Here is a 17,270-nt window from a genome sequence, read left to right as displayed (position 1 = left end):
CCATTAGATTGCTTCATGCCTCGCAATGACGCTTCGTGCCTAATTGTTGTTTAAAACTTCCAGGTTACATAAGTCGCCATCCTGTTATTATTGGTTTTAGGATCAAATAAATACCGGAAACCAATGGAAGGGCCAACTCGCACCAAACCTAATTGTACATCGGCGAAGAAGGAGACGTTCGCATCTGTAAAATTCTTTTTAAGTTCGTTTGCTATCACCTTCAAATCTGAATTAGCGGTTGTGCCATTTGCATTTTGGGTACTTAAAGTGTAATCCAGTATATCAGTGGTTTTGTTATAAATATCCAATGAAACCAGCGCACCAGCACCCACACCTACAAATTTGTTAACATTATATCTTAGCTGGGCAGGCACTATGTTCAAAGTACTTACCTTTTTATATTTTGTATAATCTTTACTTAATATCCGATAAGGTATTCTGTTTACTACAGTATCTTTACCCAAGCCTTCTGAGCTAATTAAATCCGCCCCTTCTTTAAAAGAATTTAGATAGGCCTCTACTTGCCAATAATACCTATGAGGTGCATAAGGTGCCAAACTAGCACCGATTACTATATTCTTATTGTTCATATAATTCTTTTTGTAGGTTTCAAAAGGAAAGCCATAACCTACAATTAAACCCGGCGAAAGGCCCATTTTAAATCGGCCCACAGCTCTGTTAGTGTAAATTGGCTCATTCTTGTCGAATACGATCGCTGCACCACTTTTGATAGGGAGCTTTTTTGGTTTTTCCTTGAATTTGATTTTATACTCTACAAACCCCATGGTCGAATCAGCATCATTAACCCCTTTTTGCTGTAACCCGGGTAAATAGATATTGCTAAATACAAAGTGTACACTATCGGTTCCTTTGATCATTTTAATGCAGCTTTGGTTAGTATAGGCAGAGTCGCAATTAATCACTTCGGGTTTGGTATTGGTAATTTTAATAGTTTGTTGGTCAAAAACCTCAGAAATATTAACCGCAACATCAACCTTTTTCGCAGGTCCTTTGCCTGTATTCTGAAATCTTATTTTATAGGTTAATTCTCTATTCTTTCCCGTAAGACGATAGTTCATTCTACTTTTTCTCAGTACCATTTTATTGGGGTCATGGGACGCCACAATCTGCAATTCCATGTTAAAGAATTCTTTTTCTACAAGGGGGTTATCTGGAATAAAAACCGCAGTAAGCCTCACTACAGCATTGGTGTCCTTAATCATTTCTGGCGTAGTTTTGAAATGCATAAACAAAAAGCGCTCTTCATGCTGCTTTAAATTTTCGAACCGCCAGGTTTCACTACTTTTAAAATCTTTGGCTTTCTCACTTAAAAGCGTTTGTTCATCTGCTTTAAGCTGTATTTCGTTTATCGATGCATAATAAACCGGCGGATTATTCTTTTTAATCGGCAAATAAGCAGTAGTTAACAAAGATTTTAAATCTGCTTTTTTCTCACCATGATAAGCTCTGGTTTCGGCTAATACGAAATTGTTATTCGCAAACTCCTTATCATTAAATAAAATGGCAACTGTTCCATTTAAACTTTGCTGACCGTTTTCTGCCTTATTTCGGTAGCCGAAAACCAGCATCATATCATCTCCCGGCTTGGGCATGCAGTTACTTTTCAATTCTATATTACCGCCCATTTTAAATAAAGTTGGTTCCTTCGAGGTTGATGCGATCATTGGTCTGGTTGAGGCAGGCTTAATTGGTCTGGGCCTGGTAGGTGGTCTCTTTCCATCATCATAATTGTTGGTGGCATAAAGCCTTGCTAAAATCGGATCATTGCCCTTGTAAACATGCATTGGCTCCGGCTCAAAACTAAAACCTCCATCTCCAAACTCCCAAAAATAAGTGTAGAATGGGGCAGGGGCACCAGCAATTGCCCTCAATGGCCTCAGTTCTGAACTGAACTTGGTAACTCCATTTGTTGTCGTATAATGGATAATGGCCGGTACAGTATCAGTTGGTAAAACCTGTGCATATATTGAACCTGTTCCTAGTAATAGTAAAATAATAAGTACCGTTTTCCTCATGATTAAATTTAGCTAAATTTATCTGCAATAGAAAAAGATGAGACCAATTAGGCCTCATCTGGTCGAGTTACGAAGTTAGAAAGGCTAAGCGCAAGGCAAACTTCGTAAGTCTAATAGTTGTTTAAGCTATTGATTGCTGCCTGTACCTGTGCTTCAGTGGTTTCAGCTAAGGTTAAAGTAACGTGTTGACTGGCAGTAATCGTAGTTTCAAGCTCTGCATAATAATATTTACCGTCTTTAATAGCGAAGGATAAATATTTGCCTTCTGCACCAATTGGCATCATGTTATCATAACTTTTCACTGTGTTAGGGCCATCTAAAGTATAGATCTGCGCTGCAACATTACTTCCTTTAGCGCAAAAGAATACAAATGTTTCGCCGCTAAATGCTCTGAAAGAGGCCAAAGCTCCAGGATTGTTTACCAAGGTAATTCGAGTGGTGGTTTTTGGATTGGTATAGCTATAAAATACATCGCAATTGATCCAACCTAAGTTACCCATGTCGAATGTAAATAAACCAGCCGCTGCATCCACTTCGCCTTTAATTTGTACCCCTCCACCTGCTGCATTGGGCACAGGTGCCTGCCATGCCATCTGATTATCAGCACCAATTTTTTCTACCCCTTCCCATATCTGTGTAAAACCTGTTCTCTTAGCAGGAATGGAGATTTTTATGGCAGCATTTAACGCTTGATCTGCTTTTATACCATTTACACTTGCATTCAAATAGATAAAACCATCTGATGCCAATGGCGCACCGCTGATGTGGTTGGTATTGGTGCCACTAAATAACACATCGCTTCGATTTAAAACTTCCATGGCATCGATGTTAATTTCGCCCGTTACCGCAACACCACCTAATTTAATGGCTCCGGCTGGGATGGTGATTTTTGTTCCGCCTTTTAATGTAAAGGTGTTTGAAGTGCTTCCATTGATTTTTACGCTTTGAATTCCCGGTCCATAAAGAGCGGCAAATTCTTTAGCCGATTTAGCATTGATAATGGTTGTTCCATCTTTTTTACATGCTGCAGAAAATAAGATTATTATTGCAACAATAGCATAGGTTAAATTTAACTTTTTCATGATTTTTATTTTTAAGTTTTGCTTACTCTTTTTAAGGGCTTTTCAGCGTGCGCCATTTCATAGGTTTCGATAGTATATCAGCAACACTTAAAATTTGTTACCCCTTATCCTTTAATTTTTTTAAATTAGCCTTAAATCTATCGCTAATGGCAAAACCCGTGCATGCTGATCAACGTTATTTAATTGCTTTAATTAATAATGACGCTGGACTTATTAATGAGATCTATCAAAAATGTGCAGGCAAGGTAAAATCCTTTGTTGTTTTTAATAATGGTACGACGAACGATGCGGAAGATATTTTTCAGGAAGCTTTAGTTGATATCTATAATCAGGCAAAATTTAAAGACCTTCAACTTACTTGTCCTTTTGAGCCCTTCTTATTATTGGTATGCAAGCGAAAATGGCTAAATGCTTTAAAGAAAAAATCTGTTTTACAGGTAACAAATAGTGAAGATGATTTATTACTAATTGGCGAGGATACATTTGAACAAGCCGAGCAGTTGGAAGAACAGGCGGCACAGGCCGATTTATTTTTAAGAGCCTTTGAGAAATTGGGGGGACGCTGCAAGGAAATCATTAAATGGAGCATGCAGGGCGATGCACAAGAAAAGGTAGCGGAAGCTTTGGGTGTAACCTATGGTTATTTAAGAAAGAAAAAATCAGAATGTATGGCAAGCCTAGTTAAATTAATTCATTTAAAAGATAGAAATAATGACTGAAGACAAAATCTTATGGGTTGCACGCTACGTTGAGGGAGATATGGATGATGCTGAAGTTGCTGATTTTGAATCACGTTTAGCCGATGATGCTGAGCTCCAACAAAATTTAAGCAATTATAAAGATATTCATCAAAGCTTGAAGATGAAGTTGAGTGATAATGAAGAGTTGGAACATACTTTAAAAGGCCTTAATAAGCAATACTTTGGTGAGGAAACCAAGGTTGTTTCTTTTAAACCTACAATTAAATGGTTGGGTGCCGTTGCGGCTGTGTTGGTAATTGGTTTGTTTATTTGGGCACCATGGAATAATAGTCTGTATAACACTTATAACGATCACAGCGATATGCTCGTAACCGAAAGAGGAGCGACGGAAGCAGGTGATTTAGTAAACGCTGCGGCTTTGTACAATGCAAAAAATTATGCCGCTGCTAAAGCTATGCTCCAAAAACTATATGCCAAGCAAAAAACCAACGCAATGATCGGTTACTATTATGGCCTTTCCCTATTAAAAACAAACGAAGTCGAACAATCTAGAGAAGTACTTACCCCAATTTACGATGGAGAATCGGTATTTAAATATGATGCGGCGTATGCCATTGCATTAGGTTATTTGAAAGAAAACAATAAAGCTGATTGTAAAGCTTGGTTAACGAAAATACCTGAGGGAACAACACGCTATCAGCAGGCACAAGATCTGTTGGGAGAGCTGTAAATAGAAAAGCTTACCCATCCAGGTAAGCATTTTCCAAACTAACTATTTATTAAATTTATTGCATGTGTTTTAAGAGGCTTTATTTAATTGAGCTTCTAACTCAGCATAAGGCATTTGATATTTCTTAGCCTTATCTATCGCCATTTGTAAGAATTTCTTATGGTCGGCTAAACTTCCAGCGGCCTTGCTAATGTTTGCCGCCGCTTTAATTATTTCCATTGTAGTATTTGGCGTAACGGCACCATTAGCCCATGCAGCAAATAATGCTAACCTTTCGGAGTTAAGCTGTTTTTTAACCAACATGTTATTGTACAGTGCCGTTAAGTGGAAGTTGTTGATAGTTGGATTTTTAACGCGAAACTTTAAATAGCCTGTTGTATCTTTCTTTAGGCCTAAAAAATATCGTTCGCCAATTGTTTGCAGACTAACTTTCCATTCTTTCGAGGTAAACAGCCTCGCTTTCTCAGTTAAGAAATTTTCAAATTCCGCCTCCGAGCTGGTTGCTTTTAAACTGCGATCTACTGCTTGTTGAAGAATGCGATCAATTACCGGTTGCAAAACCTCTACGCCATATACTGCGGCATAACCTGCATAATCTCTCAAAATTTCGCTACTTACCTGCTCGTTGGTTGTTCGGGCAATTAAAAATGGTAAGAGCGCATAGTTGGCCTTGAAATCTTTTACTGAAGCGCTATAAGTCGCTAAAGTTTCTTTAGTTAATCCTTTTCTGGTTTTAGCAAATTCGGTATAAATGGTCGGATAATGCCGGTCATTATACTGGGCAGCATAACCGCTTAAATAAGCTCCTTTTTTATATTTAGCTTTTGCATCATTTAAAAGTTGGATCAAATCTCCTGGGTCTTGGTACCCCGAGGTATTAACCAATAGTTTGCCATCTCCATTTAACACTAAAAAAGTTGGAAAACCATTTAAAATATGTTGAACTTTTAAGGTATCACCTAGTTTTTCTGTAAACACATTAACTTTTAAAGTAATAAAATCCCTTTCTAATGCTTTGCCCACTGCTGCATTTGGGAACACATCTTTGTCCATTTGCTCACAGGGAATACATCCTGTAAAGTAGCAATCGATAAAAACTAGTTTGTTTTCTTTTTTTGCCTTGGTAAGCGCTTGAGCTAACGAAGGCGAATTTTGAGCATAACTAACCGTTAAGCTAAAGACCAGTAAAACGAGTAAGGTTATTTTTTTGTTCATATTTAAGATTTGGTTAGGGTAGTGCTTTGTTTAATATTACCTTGTAAGTACTCTAGTTTAATTACCGACCCGGCAGGTAAGGCTGTTATACCATGCAATTTTTTAGCATCTTTTAACAACGTATCTTTAGAGACCCCATTAATAGCGGTTATTTGCATTCCCGCCTTAAGTGTTTCCGTTCCGCCAAAGTTGCTTACCTGACTGATTATTTTTAAGTTGCCAGTTAAGTCGAAACCGAATAAATAGCCACCCAGTACAAAATCATTAGGATTATTAAAACTCTTATTCGGGGCCAAGTGAATCTCTTTTTCTTGCAGGTTAATCGTAAAATTATACCTGCTGATTAACCTGATACCGATGGAACCATCAAACCCCGGATTCCAGGTTTCGCTTTGCCCGCCTCCTGCCATTAAAGTAATAGGGAAGTCGGTAACACTGGGCATATTGGCAAAAGTGAAAGAGCTAGCCTTACCGCTATAAGTGGGTGTGCTCATCCCCATGCTGGTAGTGGTGCCATGATAATCGGATTTAAAGCCACTTACTAAAAGCTTGTGCTTTTTTACAAATGGCCTAAAGCAAATTAAACTATAGGAAGCTCCTGTATCAAAAACGAATTCTCCAGCGTTGACTTGGTTTGGCGTTACCGCAACAGCACCAGGGATAATGAATAATCCATTTGGCGTGGTAATGGGAATGGAGTTCCCGGAAGTTTCATAGGTGTAGGTGCCAAAATCATAAAGGGACAGTTCCTTTTTGTCGAAATCTACTTTAGTGATGTATTGTTTGGTCATCGTGTTCCCAATTAGGCCATCAGTACCTTTGTGCAGGTCCTTAAATAAGGCTATGCTTTGGTTTTTAAGAACAAATGTGTCTAAGTGTACATCATTTTTCTCTGAAATGGAGATCTGCATCGATCCTCCCACCACTGAGGCATTTTGTTTCCTTGTTGTCTTCAAGCCTAAAGTATCTGCCAATGCCTCGCTAATTGCCATGCCATCGGCACCGGTATCAAATAAAAATTTAAGCGGACGGGGAGAATTATTCAACTTCAAAGTTAGTACAATGGCATTATCAATTACCTCAAATGGGATTTTAGCCCTTAGTTGCGAGGGTTTATAACGGTTCATTCCATACAGTTGATCAAATAAATCGACATATAATATTTTATTCTCTTTAGTGTAAATAGCACTTGTTATTGCCGGCTTTCCAGTAGGGTAGAAGGTAACTTCCATCTTTTTTTTGTCTAAAACCTGGGTTTCTTTTTTGAAGACAATCGAATCGCACGCATAGCGCTGTGATAGGGTTTGGAGCATTCCTATTGCCGATCTGTTAGTGTAAGCTCCGATAGAGAAGTTGGTGTCTAAACTTTCTTTAACTGGGTCGAGTTTCTTTTGCTGAAAAGCCACATTTAGCTTTGTTACCAATTGCTTGCTCTCTTGTTGTGCAGCAGCATTTAAGTAAGTACTTAGTAGGATAAATATGATTATTTTGTTCATTGGTTGTCTGTTAATGTTGTTTTGTGGAGGTTATTGCTAATCCGTCATTGCCCACATTCCGTCATTGCGAGCGCAGCGAAGCAATCTGGACGCTGGAATGAGATTGCTTCGCTGCGCTCGCAAGGATGCTGCGCTCGCAAGGATGCTACGCGCGCAAGGATGCTACGCTCGCAATGACGGGGTTAAAACCCATAAATTTTCTGTAACTCTTTGTCAATGTCATCTGTAGCGGATGCAGTAACTCGAAGAATGACTTTTCCATTTTGATCTACCAAAATTTTAGTGGGAAACGCAGTTACCTGATAACTCTTTACAATGTCTTGCTTTTCAATCCCATCTTGATTTAAAATATGGACCCAGTTAATTCCATCATCAGCAATTGCTTTAAGCCAACTGGCTTGCGATTCTTCGATAGTTTTACCACGTTCTTGGGCGATGGCAATAATTTCAAAACCTTTACCTTTATACTTGTCGTATAATGTTTTTAGGTGCGGGTGGCTTGCCCTGCACGGAGCACACCAGCTACCCCAAAAATCAAGTAAAATGGTTTTCCCTTTAAAAGTATTTAGATTAACTACCTTACCGTCTTTGTCTTTCCTCTCAAATGCGGCTGCAGTGGCGCCTGCCAATGTGTTGCTTATTTTTGCGATATAGGCATTAATTCCTTTTGCTGCCGGATGATTTTTATACTTATCCGACATGCTGTTCCACACTTTTGTGTAATCGTTGGCATTATATAGATTTTGTAACCTACTCATTAAAAAAACTGATGCAAAAGCACCGGGATGGTCTGTTACAAAGTCTTTTTGTTTTTGATAGGTGCGAAAACGAGCAGCAGTGGCCTCTTCCTGCAATGCATTTGCATCTCCGGATAAAGGTTTATCATGATATTTCGAATTAAATATGGCAATAGTAATTTCATGAACCCGTTGTTCATCCGCTTTGATCTGCTGTTTGTAAACATTGAATGAGTTGTTTTCATCATCACCAGTTACCATAGCTAGTTGTACTAACGAAGCCTCGCCAACTATTCTGATGTCCCTATTATAAACGAATAAATCTAACGGAGGAGCAGGGTTGCCAATTGAGCTTCCATTCACTGTTGCTGATAAACTTCTATTAAAACTAACATCAAAACGTGCCGTGGCAGGGCTTTTCAATTTTGGAACTTTGAAAGAAAAGACATCATTCATTGCCATTGTTTTGTAGCTTTTGGTTTTGCCTTCATCATCCGCGAAAGCAATGTAAACTCCTTTGTTTGCTAGCCCATTTAGTTTTCCACTAATCGTAATGCTATCAGTTTGCGCATAAATTTTTGGCAATAAGCAAACCATTACAATGCTTGAAAGCATTATTTGTTTAATTTTTAGCATAAACTTTAAATTAAGGCTTGCCTAAAAAGGCAAGCCTGTTTGATTATTTTGCTAACTCTTTTTCTAGCAAAGCTTTTAACTCAGGGTTAGAAGGGCGTGGTGAATCGACAGTTACTATTTTACCTTGTTTATCAAACACTAAGAAACGAGGAATGGTATTTACTTTATAATACTGTGAAAATTCATTGCCTGGTCCGCCAGCGAATAATTGGATACCACCTAAATTTTCATCCTTAATCATTTTTAACCACTTCTCTTTGTCGGTAACTGCATCAGTACTTAAGCTAATAATAGCTACATCTTTCCCTTTCATTTCCTCTTCTAATTTTTTAAGGTGAGGAATTTCTACTTTACATGGCCCGCACCAAGTAGCCCAAACATCTACTAGTACAACTTTTCCTTTTAGACTAGCCATGGTAACGGTTTTTCCATCTTTATCTGGATAAGAGAATGCAAGTGCATTTTCGCCTGTTTTTAATGTTAATAAAGGAGTAAGGATGTCTAAACTTCTTTTCTTCTGACCAGCGGTTATGACATACTTTCCGTAGGCATCCATTAATGTTTTATAATCTGCGTAGGTTTTGTAACGCGCTGCATTATCTAAAACTAAATCACCTTTTAAAGTATCGTTAGGAACAAAGGCTAAATTGTTCTTTAAACCTGCTAAACCGGGTTCAAATTTAAAACCTCCCTGTCTTAGATTTAAGCTCATTAAACCGCTTAGCGTTCTATTTCCCCAAGGATTTGCATAAACATCTGTTGTGTTTTTAGCAAAATCTTCTGCCTTCAATGTTGCATAAAATGGACTATATTCTTCTACTGCAGGATGTGCTGAGCGAGGAGTATTGATGAAATTCGTTGCATAGCTTGCTAAATCCCAAGCTATGTATTTTCTCATATTTGCATCAAATTTTGTATTTCCAGTTGCTTTACCGTTCAGGAAAGTCTTAGCTTTTGCCACAATTTCTTCTTGTAATGGGAAATAGTCAACAAATGTACTTTGTACTTTCATAAAATTAACAGCTTTCATTTCTAAAGGGAAAACTAAATCATGCCATTGTGTTAAAACAATATTTTCTTTAGAGTTTAATTTTCCAGTTAATACATAGCTCGAATCCAATAGGTTTACAGCTAGTTTTTCACCTCCTTTAAAATAAAATTTATAATTGTCATTCGGACTTCCAACCGTTCCAGTCCCTAATACGTATAAGCCTTCATATTCTGGATAAAATATAAAGCCAAATTTGCCGTTAGTGGTGGGTGCAGTGCTCGCTAGTTCTACTGCTTTTCCTTCATGAACTTTAAATAGTTTTACAGGAATAATTCTTTTCTTTACGAGTGTTCCAGTTATTTCTACTGGCTGTTGAGCCAAGGCGGAAAAAGTAAAAAATGAGATCAGAAGGGCAAAATAATAATGTTTTAATTTCATGTTTGTATGTTTTAACAGTTGTTATTAACGTTCTCTGTAAGTAAGGTCTTTGATCTTTCCAAAGCCACTATAGTTTTCGTCTAGGACTAAGTTCCCGTTCACTGGTGGCACGGTGTAAATGCTTAAACTACCATCACTTCCACTAGGTAATGCAGGGTCATAGGTGCCAATCATTAATTTGTTAGAGCCTAAATATTTTGAAGGGCGTTTAAACGGATGGAATTTAAAGTAGGAAATTTTTTTGCTCTCCAAATTCAGCATCAGCTTCGAAGTTTTGTAAACCATATCATACTCATACACTTTACTACCTACGTTATAAAATATATAACCTAAGTCTGGGCTCACAGCAAAAAACTCGGCATTTGCGATGTCAGTGCCAATAATTTCATCATAATAGGTTTGGATATTACTTGAACTATTAAATCGAGCGAGATATTTTTTCGTAGTGTTTGGGTCTTTTAAAATGCTAAATACTTCACCACCGTTAAAAGGAGCCCAAGTCATAAACAATAAATCCATCCCAGTGCTAAAGCTAAATTTCTTTTGGTCTGCGGTAGGCTCGGGTAATGTGGTGCAAGTTGATGCATTTGCCGAATGCTTTACAAATCTTTTATTAGTTTTATCATAAAAAATTGTATTGCCTACAAATGTTGTAGCGTCACTCGCAATAAATGGGGCCACCTCAAAGCCTTTTTGCTCTTCCGCTATATAGCTTATTGGTGCAGAAAAGTATATATTTTGCGTCCTTTCATAGTAATAAGCATTACCATGCCCAATCATGTGCGCCGACCCACTTCCCTTTTGTTGAATAACATCAGCATAAAACCCAGTAGGAATATCTCCAAACATCTCGTAATTTAAACGCATGGTGTTCGTCCACTTAAATGTATTGGGATCTACTTTAGTTGTCCCTTTATCAGTGCTGAAATAAACACCGAAGTTAATCGCGTCCGGGCCAATAAGTAAACCCGTGCTGTAGGTATAAGTCATTACAGGTTTGCCTTCTAGCTGGAGTTCAGAGCCGGTTGTTGCAAGCAGGTCATTGATCACGTTGAAATTTCCTTCGGAGTTTAAGGATAACATATCCACTCTGGCTTTATTATTTACATCGGTCATTAATATCCACCCCTCATTAATCTCGTTTACAACTTTTAAGGTAAAGCTGGTTCGGTATCTTATGCCAGTTTGTTTTTCTATAACGGCATAATAGGCAGGGTAGGTTCCCGCAACCAAACCCACTTTTAGATCGAGGTTGCGGGTAGTTGCTAGGTTAAATAATTTTGTACCTCCCAAACCATTTGGGCCGATATAATACCATTCATAAGTGTATTTCGATTCGTCGAAATTTGGATCCTTACTAAATTTAGTAATTGGCGTAAGAGTTAAATTTTTTCCGTAAGTAGCGGTTACCTCCGAAGGTAGATTAGTAATCTCACTTAACTCATTAATTTCTTTGTAACTATAATTGCCGATATCTTTCTTACAAGCACCCATTAATAGTGTTGCCAGTAAGGCAATCACTACAGGTGTATATATTTTTAAGTTCATAATCTGTAGGTTTAATTAATCAATTATTGCGCTGCTGACCCCATTATCATTGCCGAACCATCTTCTTCTAAAATGGTATTTCCTGCAGCTCGTTGGTCGTTTAAATAACGTTGCATAAATTTTCCGTATGCAAGAGTTTCAGCAATGGAAACAGAAGAGTCTAGCTTTATTGGGTCAACACCTAAAACCTCCACCATTAAAAAGAGCTTCTTACGGGAAAACGTTCCGAGGTATACATCGAGCCATCTTCCAGGTCTTTTAATAATGTCATTCACAAACCATCTATAGTTTACAAATGAATGGATTTTGCCTGCTGAATTAATTGTTTTATAGCTCATTAATGTAGCAAAACTCTCATTCTCTTCCAAATCAAAACTGAGCAAGAAATTCGTAGCTTGCATATCCATTGTTCTAAAGAATTTTATCTTCACGGTATCTAAAGTTTTACTCTTCTTTATCGAGAAATCCCTTGTTAGAAATTCGTAGTGCTTGCCTTCTATCGCAGTTGAACTAGGGTTTATAACTAATTTATAAGTTCTGTCTACATCACTTGTCGCACCAGTAGCCGCAATCACCATATTGATAATGGAGTCTTTTGACTTTGCTAAGCTAAACGACAAATTGGTCGAATCTTTAATAGGCTCTCCTGAATAAACCGGTAATCTGCCCGCCTCATTAAAATAAATAGATGATTTACCACTGTAAGTTTCAAGTGGTTTTTCGCAGGATAATCCGAGCATCACCGTCATGATGGCGCATAGGGTATATATAATTTTCTTCATTTCGCTTGAATTAAATGTTAACGATATTGAGATTCTGATAAAGGCATAGGGATTGTATAGTTGACGGTAATATTGGAGGTACTCGATCCATTTGGGATAGCCGTTATATTCATTCTCTTATAGTAATAAAACAGCTGTCCCTCGCCAAAAAACTCTTTTTGATACTCTTTCCTAAGTTCGGTGTTAACCGACACTGTATTAGCCAATGGAGTCAATCCGCGGTTTGACCTAACAATATTTAATAGTGCAATGCCATTGGCGCTGACTGGTTCACATTCAGCGGCTATAAAATACATCTCACTGATTTTTAATAGCGGTATGGTAAATCTAAAAGACTTTGTCTTGTCAATTACATCGGTATATTTATAAAAAGTTCTAAATGGTTTAACCCCGGTTGATGGGATTTGCCAATTTAAGTTAAAACGATAGTCGTTTTCATTGCTCTCGAAAACAGTGTTTAAACGGGCAGTTAAAGGCGCTAAAATGGTACCATCCGCAATGGAAGGATCATACAGTGCTGTGTGACTAGTGTATAATTGCGTATTCGTGATGCCAAAAATCATTTCTGTAGAAAATATGCGATCTGGATTCTGTTTCTCACTAAGCGCATTTGTAACGGTAGTCCACTTAAATTTATCAGCAACAGCAATAACATCTTTTGCAATTTTTAAGGCGGATGTTTTATCTCCACGATACAAGCTTACTCTGGCTTGTAAACCTTTAACCGCATAGTAATTAAATCTATAATTACGGTTATTTTTTAGGAAATCAGCAACGTTGTTTGGACCGGCAATATTTATGCCGTCGGTAATTATATGATCTTCAGCTAGTAGGTTTTCGGCCGCCGACAAGTCAATCAATACTTTTGCTATAAACTCGTTTGCAGGGATTAAAGGGTTGATAGAAGATTTAGTTGCTTCGTAATAAGGCAAACTAAGTTTTGTCGAGTCAACAGTGCTATATCGTGGTCCATATAAGCGCATTAAGTCAAAATGCAAAAATGCGCGTATGGCGAGAGCCTCTCCTTTATAAATGGCTTCGGTTTTAGCATCTACTACGCCTTTATATTTTTCTATGTTTTCTAAAAAGCTATTAACATTTAAAATCCCTGTGTAGGCATTAGTCCAAATACTCTCCAATCTACCTCTCACCGGTTCATCCGCATAAGCATAGTTCGCAATCTTAGTTAAACTATGAGTAGATGGAATATTATAGCGCTGGGCAAAGATTTCGATGGTTGACAGCGACAAGTTTTCGCCATATAATTGATTTTTCGATAAGTCGATATATAACCCATTGAGTACCGATTTCACACCCTGCGGGGTACTAAATAACTGAGTTTCGATAATTTTATCTTCTGGCTGTACATCTAGATACTTTTTGCACGAGTTTAGTAGGGCAACGGTTGCCGATACCAATACCATTAATTTTATATAATTTCGTTTCATTTCTATTTATCAGTTAAAATGATGCTTTTAAAGAAAATGCAAATGTTCTTGCATAGGGATAGGAAATACCACGCTCTCTCCTAATAGTGGAGGCATAAAGGAAGTCATTGCCAAATATATTTAGTCCAAGTGTTTTTAAACCAAGACTTTTAATCCAGGGGGAATTTTCGAGCGTGTAACCAATATTAAGCGATTCGCTGCTCATGGAATTTTCGTTTTGAACAAATCGAGAAGAGATTGGAGTAGTACTGGTTAGCGAGACTCCTTTGAATTGTGAAACATCACCTGGGTTTTTCCACCTTTCATACAGTGCGCGCTTATCTTGATTGTTAGCAATACTTGCATTGGTAATGTTTTCGACTTTGTTGTACAATACAGTATTAAATACATCGCCACCTAACCTGTAGCGGAATGCAACTCCAAAGTTGAAATTTTTATATCTTAGGTTTGTTGTAAATACTCCTTCAGCAAGTGGGACAGTATTGCCTACATTAACAATATTGCCAGTGTTATAATCAAATGTATATTGCCCATCTTTGGTCAAGAAGATTTCTCTTCCGGTTGCAGGATCTATTCCCATAGACTGTATAGCCCAAATTGTTTCTGCACTGTTATTGTCAGTATAGCGCAATAGTGTTTTGTTATTTTCTTGTTGTTTGTTTAACGTATTCAGACTATTGCCAATACCTCCATACTTACTTTTATAGGCAGAGCCAGAAATACCAATACTCCACATTACTCTATCTGCGACATTGTAGATAGGAAAGTAGGTTAACTTGGTCTCTATTCCGTTGTAAGTTAGATTTCCCACATTATAAGGGAAGTTAAATACCCCGGTTGATGAAGGTAGGTCTACGGGTACAATAAGCGGATCTGTTCTTTTATTATAGGCATTTACATATCCTACAAATCGGTTGTTAAACAATGAGAAGTCTAAGGTCGTACTAATTTGCCGGGTTTTTTGCGGTTCTAAATTAGGGTTGCCTAAAGTAACGAGCGATACACCTTGCCCAAATGCATTGTAATTTGTATTACTATTGTAATTGAAAACCGAAATAGAGCTAATATTGCCAAAATTTTGATTTCCAGTAAAGCCTATGTTGCCTGTAAGGCGGAGTGAATTAATCCACGTTTTACTTTTAACGAAGACCTCGTTATGAAGGTTCCAACCTAATCCGACCGCGAAATAGGGAGAAAATTGTTTATTTGAACCATAGGCTGTAGATCCGTCTATACGGTAAGTAAAATCGGCTAAGTATCTGTTGTCGAATGAGTAGTTGGCGGTTACAGTTGTATTTATTGTTCTGTATATGCCATTGCTCGCACGTGGTGAACCATTTTCTGTATAGTTATAGGCAAATCGCGGATTTCCTAAGTTTCCTTCGGGGAAACCCTCAGCAGTAGTAGCATAACTTTCGTTTTTATTTTGAGATATAGTGTTTCTCCAGTTGGCATTGAAGACATGTTTTTGGGCAAATACCTTCTGGTAAGTAAGCATAAGGTTTGCCTGATAAGAGAAGTTATTACCCCTATTGTCTGTATATCTTCCCTTTCTTAAGGTCGGTGTGCTGATAAAATCGCTCATTTCTGGCGATTTATAGGTTTTAGTATTTGTATTACCCTTGGTTATTTGAAGCGCTCCGTTCAATCTGAATGCTTTACTAAGATCAAAATTGGCATTCAAATTGTTTTGAAATTCCAGATTTGTCGTCTTATTATATTGGGGTAATAACGCATCATACAGTGGGTTACGAACGTTGAAAACTGAATTAAGAACAGCACTTTTTTGCTCTAAAAATAGACTGGTGTTATTTTTTTCGAAATAAGGGTTGGTATTTACAAAAGTACTGAACTGCCCGTATGGTGATTCGGTACTTTCGTACCCTCTAATGTAGGTGATATTATTTAAGTTAAGTGATTTTTTCCGATATGTTAGATTAATACTGCCACTGTAAGTATCTCTACCCGAACCGATCATTGCCCCTTTCCCCAATCTATAGTTCATTCCCACATTGTAAGTAAATGCTTGATCACCACCTGATGCATTGATCGATGAGTTTGTTGAATATCCATTTTGCAAAGGCTCACTAAGCCAATAGCTATCAATTCCTTTTTTTACATTGGACAAATGATCATTGTACAATTGTTCTAAGAAAATTTCCTGAGTTGGAGACTTATTTGGGTCAATATATCTGCCAGATAAACGCTCGAACTCTAATTTCTCAGCTGCATTCATCATATTATAGCCTGATAAATCAGGGAGCTCTAGTCGGAAATCTTGGGTGTAAGTAAATCTTAATTCACCTGGTTTTGGTCTAATTGTTTCAATAACCACCACCCCGTTTGAGGCTTGAGCACCATATAGAGCTGTCGAAGCAGCATCTTTCAAAATGATTACCGACGCAACCCTGTTCATATCCAAATCAACAATAGTTTGTAAGGTAGTAGGAAAGCCGTCTAAAACAAATAGAGGTTGATTTGGGTCGTTGCCAAATTGGTCACTTAAAGTAGTACTTGGAATACTGCTTTTTCCTCTCACCTCAATTATTGGAAGCACATTTGGATTTGATCCTGCTGCATTATTCTCCATTAAAAGAAATGATGGATCCAAGGTTCTTAAACTCTGAATAATGTTGTTGTTCCCAACTGCTTTTAGTTCCTCTCCAGTAAAAATAGCCGTAGTTCCGGTAAAACTGTCTTTCTTGCGGTTAATACCTGTACCAGTAATTACAATGTCTTTCATTACCGTTTGCGATTCCTTAAGTTTTATACTCAATGGCTCTCTGCTAGCTTTTACTTCCCTAGTTTCATAGCCAACGTAAGAAATTACAATAAGGTCGTTCTCCGAATCGACAACAACTTTAAAATTCCCGTCCTTATCAGTCGCAATAGCGGGGTCTTTCCTGCCTTTAACTTTTACTGATGCGCCAGGAATTGGCTTTCCATGTTCGTCTAACACTCGCCCAGTAACTACAAACGCTCGTGTTACCACAACTCGTTCAGGAGCGTTCCTTAAAATAATCGTCTTTTGCTCAATGGTATACGAAATGGCCTGATCTGCAAAACATGCTTTAAGCGCTTCTTCTACACTTACATTGTTTACTTTCAAAGTAATCGGTTTCGCATTGTTTAATATGCTGGCGCTATAAAAAAAATCGTAACCAGTTTGTTTCCTGATTTTTTGAATAACCTGCTCTAAAGGAGCATCTTTTTCATTTAACGTAATTTGGGCAAAGCTGGTTGCGCTCGCCTGAAGAATAACGGTAATTAATAGTATTAAAGTTAGTTTCAATTTTAATAATATTGTGGCATATACGTGGTCTGTTTTACCACGATTAAATGTCGTATAAAAATTCATACATTTGTTTTGTTTGGGTTTAGGGTCCAATGTTAATAGCTTGATTTATTAAACAGCCTTACCTGAATATTA

Annotated in this window: 12 protein-coding genes; 2 read left to right on the top strand and 10 right to left on the bottom strand. The window is 37.6% G+C overall.

Features of this window, described 5'->3' with window-relative positions; translation table 11 throughout:
- Positions 1-50: 50 nt before the first annotated feature.
- A complete protein-coding gene (locus BM207_RS06420) occupies positions 51-2,036 on the bottom strand; it encodes a DUF7849 domain-containing protein (RefSeq protein ID WP_090992748.1) in 1,986 nt (661 codons plus the stop codon).
- A gap of 110 nt (positions 2,037-2,146) precedes the next feature.
- Positions 2,147-3,118: a hypothetical protein gene (locus tag BM207_RS06415; RefSeq protein WP_090992747.1), complete on the bottom strand. Its 972-nt coding sequence runs from the start codon at positions 3,116-3,118 to the stop codon at positions 2,147-2,149.
- 146 nt (positions 3,119-3,264) lie between these two features.
- On the opposite strand from BM207_RS06415, the gene BM207_RS06410 reads away from it, so the two are divergent.
- Both BM207_RS06410 and BM207_RS06405 read left to right on the top strand, forming a co-directional pair.
- Complete coding sequence (locus BM207_RS06410; RefSeq protein WP_090992746.1) at positions 3,265-3,837, top strand: RNA polymerase sigma factor; 573 nt, start codon at positions 3,265-3,267, stop codon at positions 3,835-3,837.
- The gene (locus tag BM207_RS06405; RefSeq protein WP_090992745.1) at positions 3,830-4,549 is read left to right on the top strand and encodes a hypothetical protein; all 720 of its coding nucleotides are present in this window, start codon (positions 3,830-3,832) and stop codon (positions 4,547-4,549) included. Before BM207_RS06410 ends, BM207_RS06405 begins: the two co-directional genes overlap by 8 nt.
- Positions 4,550-4,618: 69 nt before the next feature.
- Here the strand turns inward: BM207_RS06405 and BM207_RS06400 are convergent, their stop codons facing one another.
- The 8 genes from BM207_RS06400 to BM207_RS06365 all read right to left on the bottom strand — a co-directional run bounded on the left by BM207_RS06400 (position 4,619) and on the right by BM207_RS06365 (position 17,198).
- On the bottom strand, positions 4,619-5,764 hold the full coding sequence (locus BM207_RS06400; RefSeq protein WP_090992744.1) for a thioredoxin family protein: 1,146 nt from the start codon (positions 5,762-5,764) through the stop codon (positions 4,619-4,621).
- 2 nt (positions 5,765-5,766) lie between these two features.
- Positions 5,767-7,260: a retropepsin-like aspartic protease gene (locus tag BM207_RS06395; RefSeq protein WP_090992743.1), complete on the bottom strand. Its 1,494-nt coding sequence runs from the start codon at positions 7,258-7,260 to the stop codon at positions 5,767-5,769.
- Between the two features lie 182 nt (positions 7,261-7,442).
- Positions 7,443-8,633, bottom strand: a complete 1,191-nt coding sequence (locus tag BM207_RS06390; protein ID WP_090992742.1) for a TlpA family protein disulfide reductase — start codon at positions 8,631-8,633, stop codon at positions 7,443-7,445.
- Positions 8,634-8,676: 43 nt separating this feature from the next.
- On the bottom strand, positions 8,677-10,062 hold the full coding sequence (locus BM207_RS06385) for a TlpA family protein disulfide reductase (RefSeq protein ID WP_090992741.1): 1,386 nt from the start codon (positions 10,060-10,062) through the stop codon (positions 8,677-8,679).
- A gap of 24 nt (positions 10,063-10,086) precedes the next feature.
- Entirely contained in the window at positions 10,087-11,610 is a 1,524-nt protein-coding gene (locus tag BM207_RS06380; RefSeq protein WP_090992740.1) for a PKD-like family lipoprotein, read from the bottom strand.
- A gap of 23 nt (positions 11,611-11,633) precedes the next feature.
- Positions 11,634-12,392, bottom strand: coding sequence for a DUF4843 domain-containing protein (locus tag BM207_RS06375; RefSeq protein ID WP_090992739.1), 759 nt, complete (start codon positions 12,390-12,392; stop codon positions 11,634-11,636).
- A gap of 17 nt (positions 12,393-12,409) precedes the next feature.
- The gene (locus BM207_RS06370) at positions 12,410-13,840 is read right to left on the bottom strand and encodes a RagB/SusD family nutrient uptake outer membrane protein (RefSeq protein ID WP_090992738.1); all 1,431 of its coding nucleotides are present in this window, start codon (positions 13,838-13,840) and stop codon (positions 12,410-12,412) included.
- Positions 13,841-13,853: 13 nt separating this feature from the next.
- Positions 13,854-17,198, bottom strand: coding sequence for a SusC/RagA family TonB-linked outer membrane protein (locus BM207_RS06365; protein ID WP_090992737.1), 3,345 nt, complete (start codon positions 17,196-17,198; stop codon positions 13,854-13,856).
- Between the last annotated feature and the right edge of the window lie 72 nt (positions 17,199-17,270).

Origin of the sequence: Pedobacter insulae (genome assembly GCF_900113525.1) — a bacterium.
GTDB classification, from domain to species: Bacteria; Bacteroidota; Bacteroidia; order Sphingobacteriales; family Sphingobacteriaceae; genus Pedobacter; species Pedobacter insulae.
This window is presented reverse-complemented; position numbering and strand designations above follow the sequence as displayed.

Coding starts and splice junctions, on each gene's coding strand:
- BM207_RS06365 (WP_090992737.1), bottom strand. CDS start 17,198: ATGAATTTTTATACGACATTTAATCGTGGTAAAACAGACCACGTATAT.
- BM207_RS06405 (WP_090992745.1), top strand. CDS start 3,830: ATGACTGAAGACAAAATCTTATGGGTTGCACGCTACGTTGAGGGAGAT.
- BM207_RS06415 (WP_090992747.1), bottom strand. CDS start 3,118: ATGAAAAAGTTAAATTTAACCTATGCTATTGTTGCAATAATAATCTTA.
- BM207_RS06410 (WP_090992746.1), top strand. CDS start 3,265: ATGGCAAAACCCGTGCATGCTGATCAACGTTATTTAATTGCTTTAATT.
- BM207_RS06390 (WP_090992742.1), bottom strand. CDS start 8,633: ATGCTAAAAATTAAACAAATAATGCTTTCAAGCATTGTAATGGTTTGC.
- BM207_RS06395 (WP_090992743.1), bottom strand. CDS start 7,260: ATGAACAAAATAATCATATTTATCCTACTAAGTACTTACTTAAATGCT.
- BM207_RS06375 (WP_090992739.1), bottom strand. CDS start 12,392: ATGAAGAAAATTATATATACCCTATGCGCCATCATGACGGTGATGCTC.
- BM207_RS06370 (WP_090992738.1), bottom strand. CDS start 13,840: ATGAAACGAAATTATATAAAATTAATGGTATTGGTATCGGCAACCGTT.
- BM207_RS06400 (WP_090992744.1), bottom strand. CDS start 5,764: ATGAACAAAAAAATAACCTTACTCGTTTTACTGGTCTTTAGCTTAACG.
- BM207_RS06385 (WP_090992741.1), bottom strand. CDS start 10,062: ATGAAATTAAAACATTATTATTTTGCCCTTCTGATCTCATTTTTTACT.
- BM207_RS06380 (WP_090992740.1), bottom strand. CDS start 11,610: ATGAACTTAAAAATATATACACCTGTAGTGATTGCCTTACTGGCAACA.
- BM207_RS06420 (WP_090992748.1), bottom strand. CDS start 2,036: ATGAGGAAAACGGTACTTATTATTTTACTATTACTAGGAACAGGTTCA.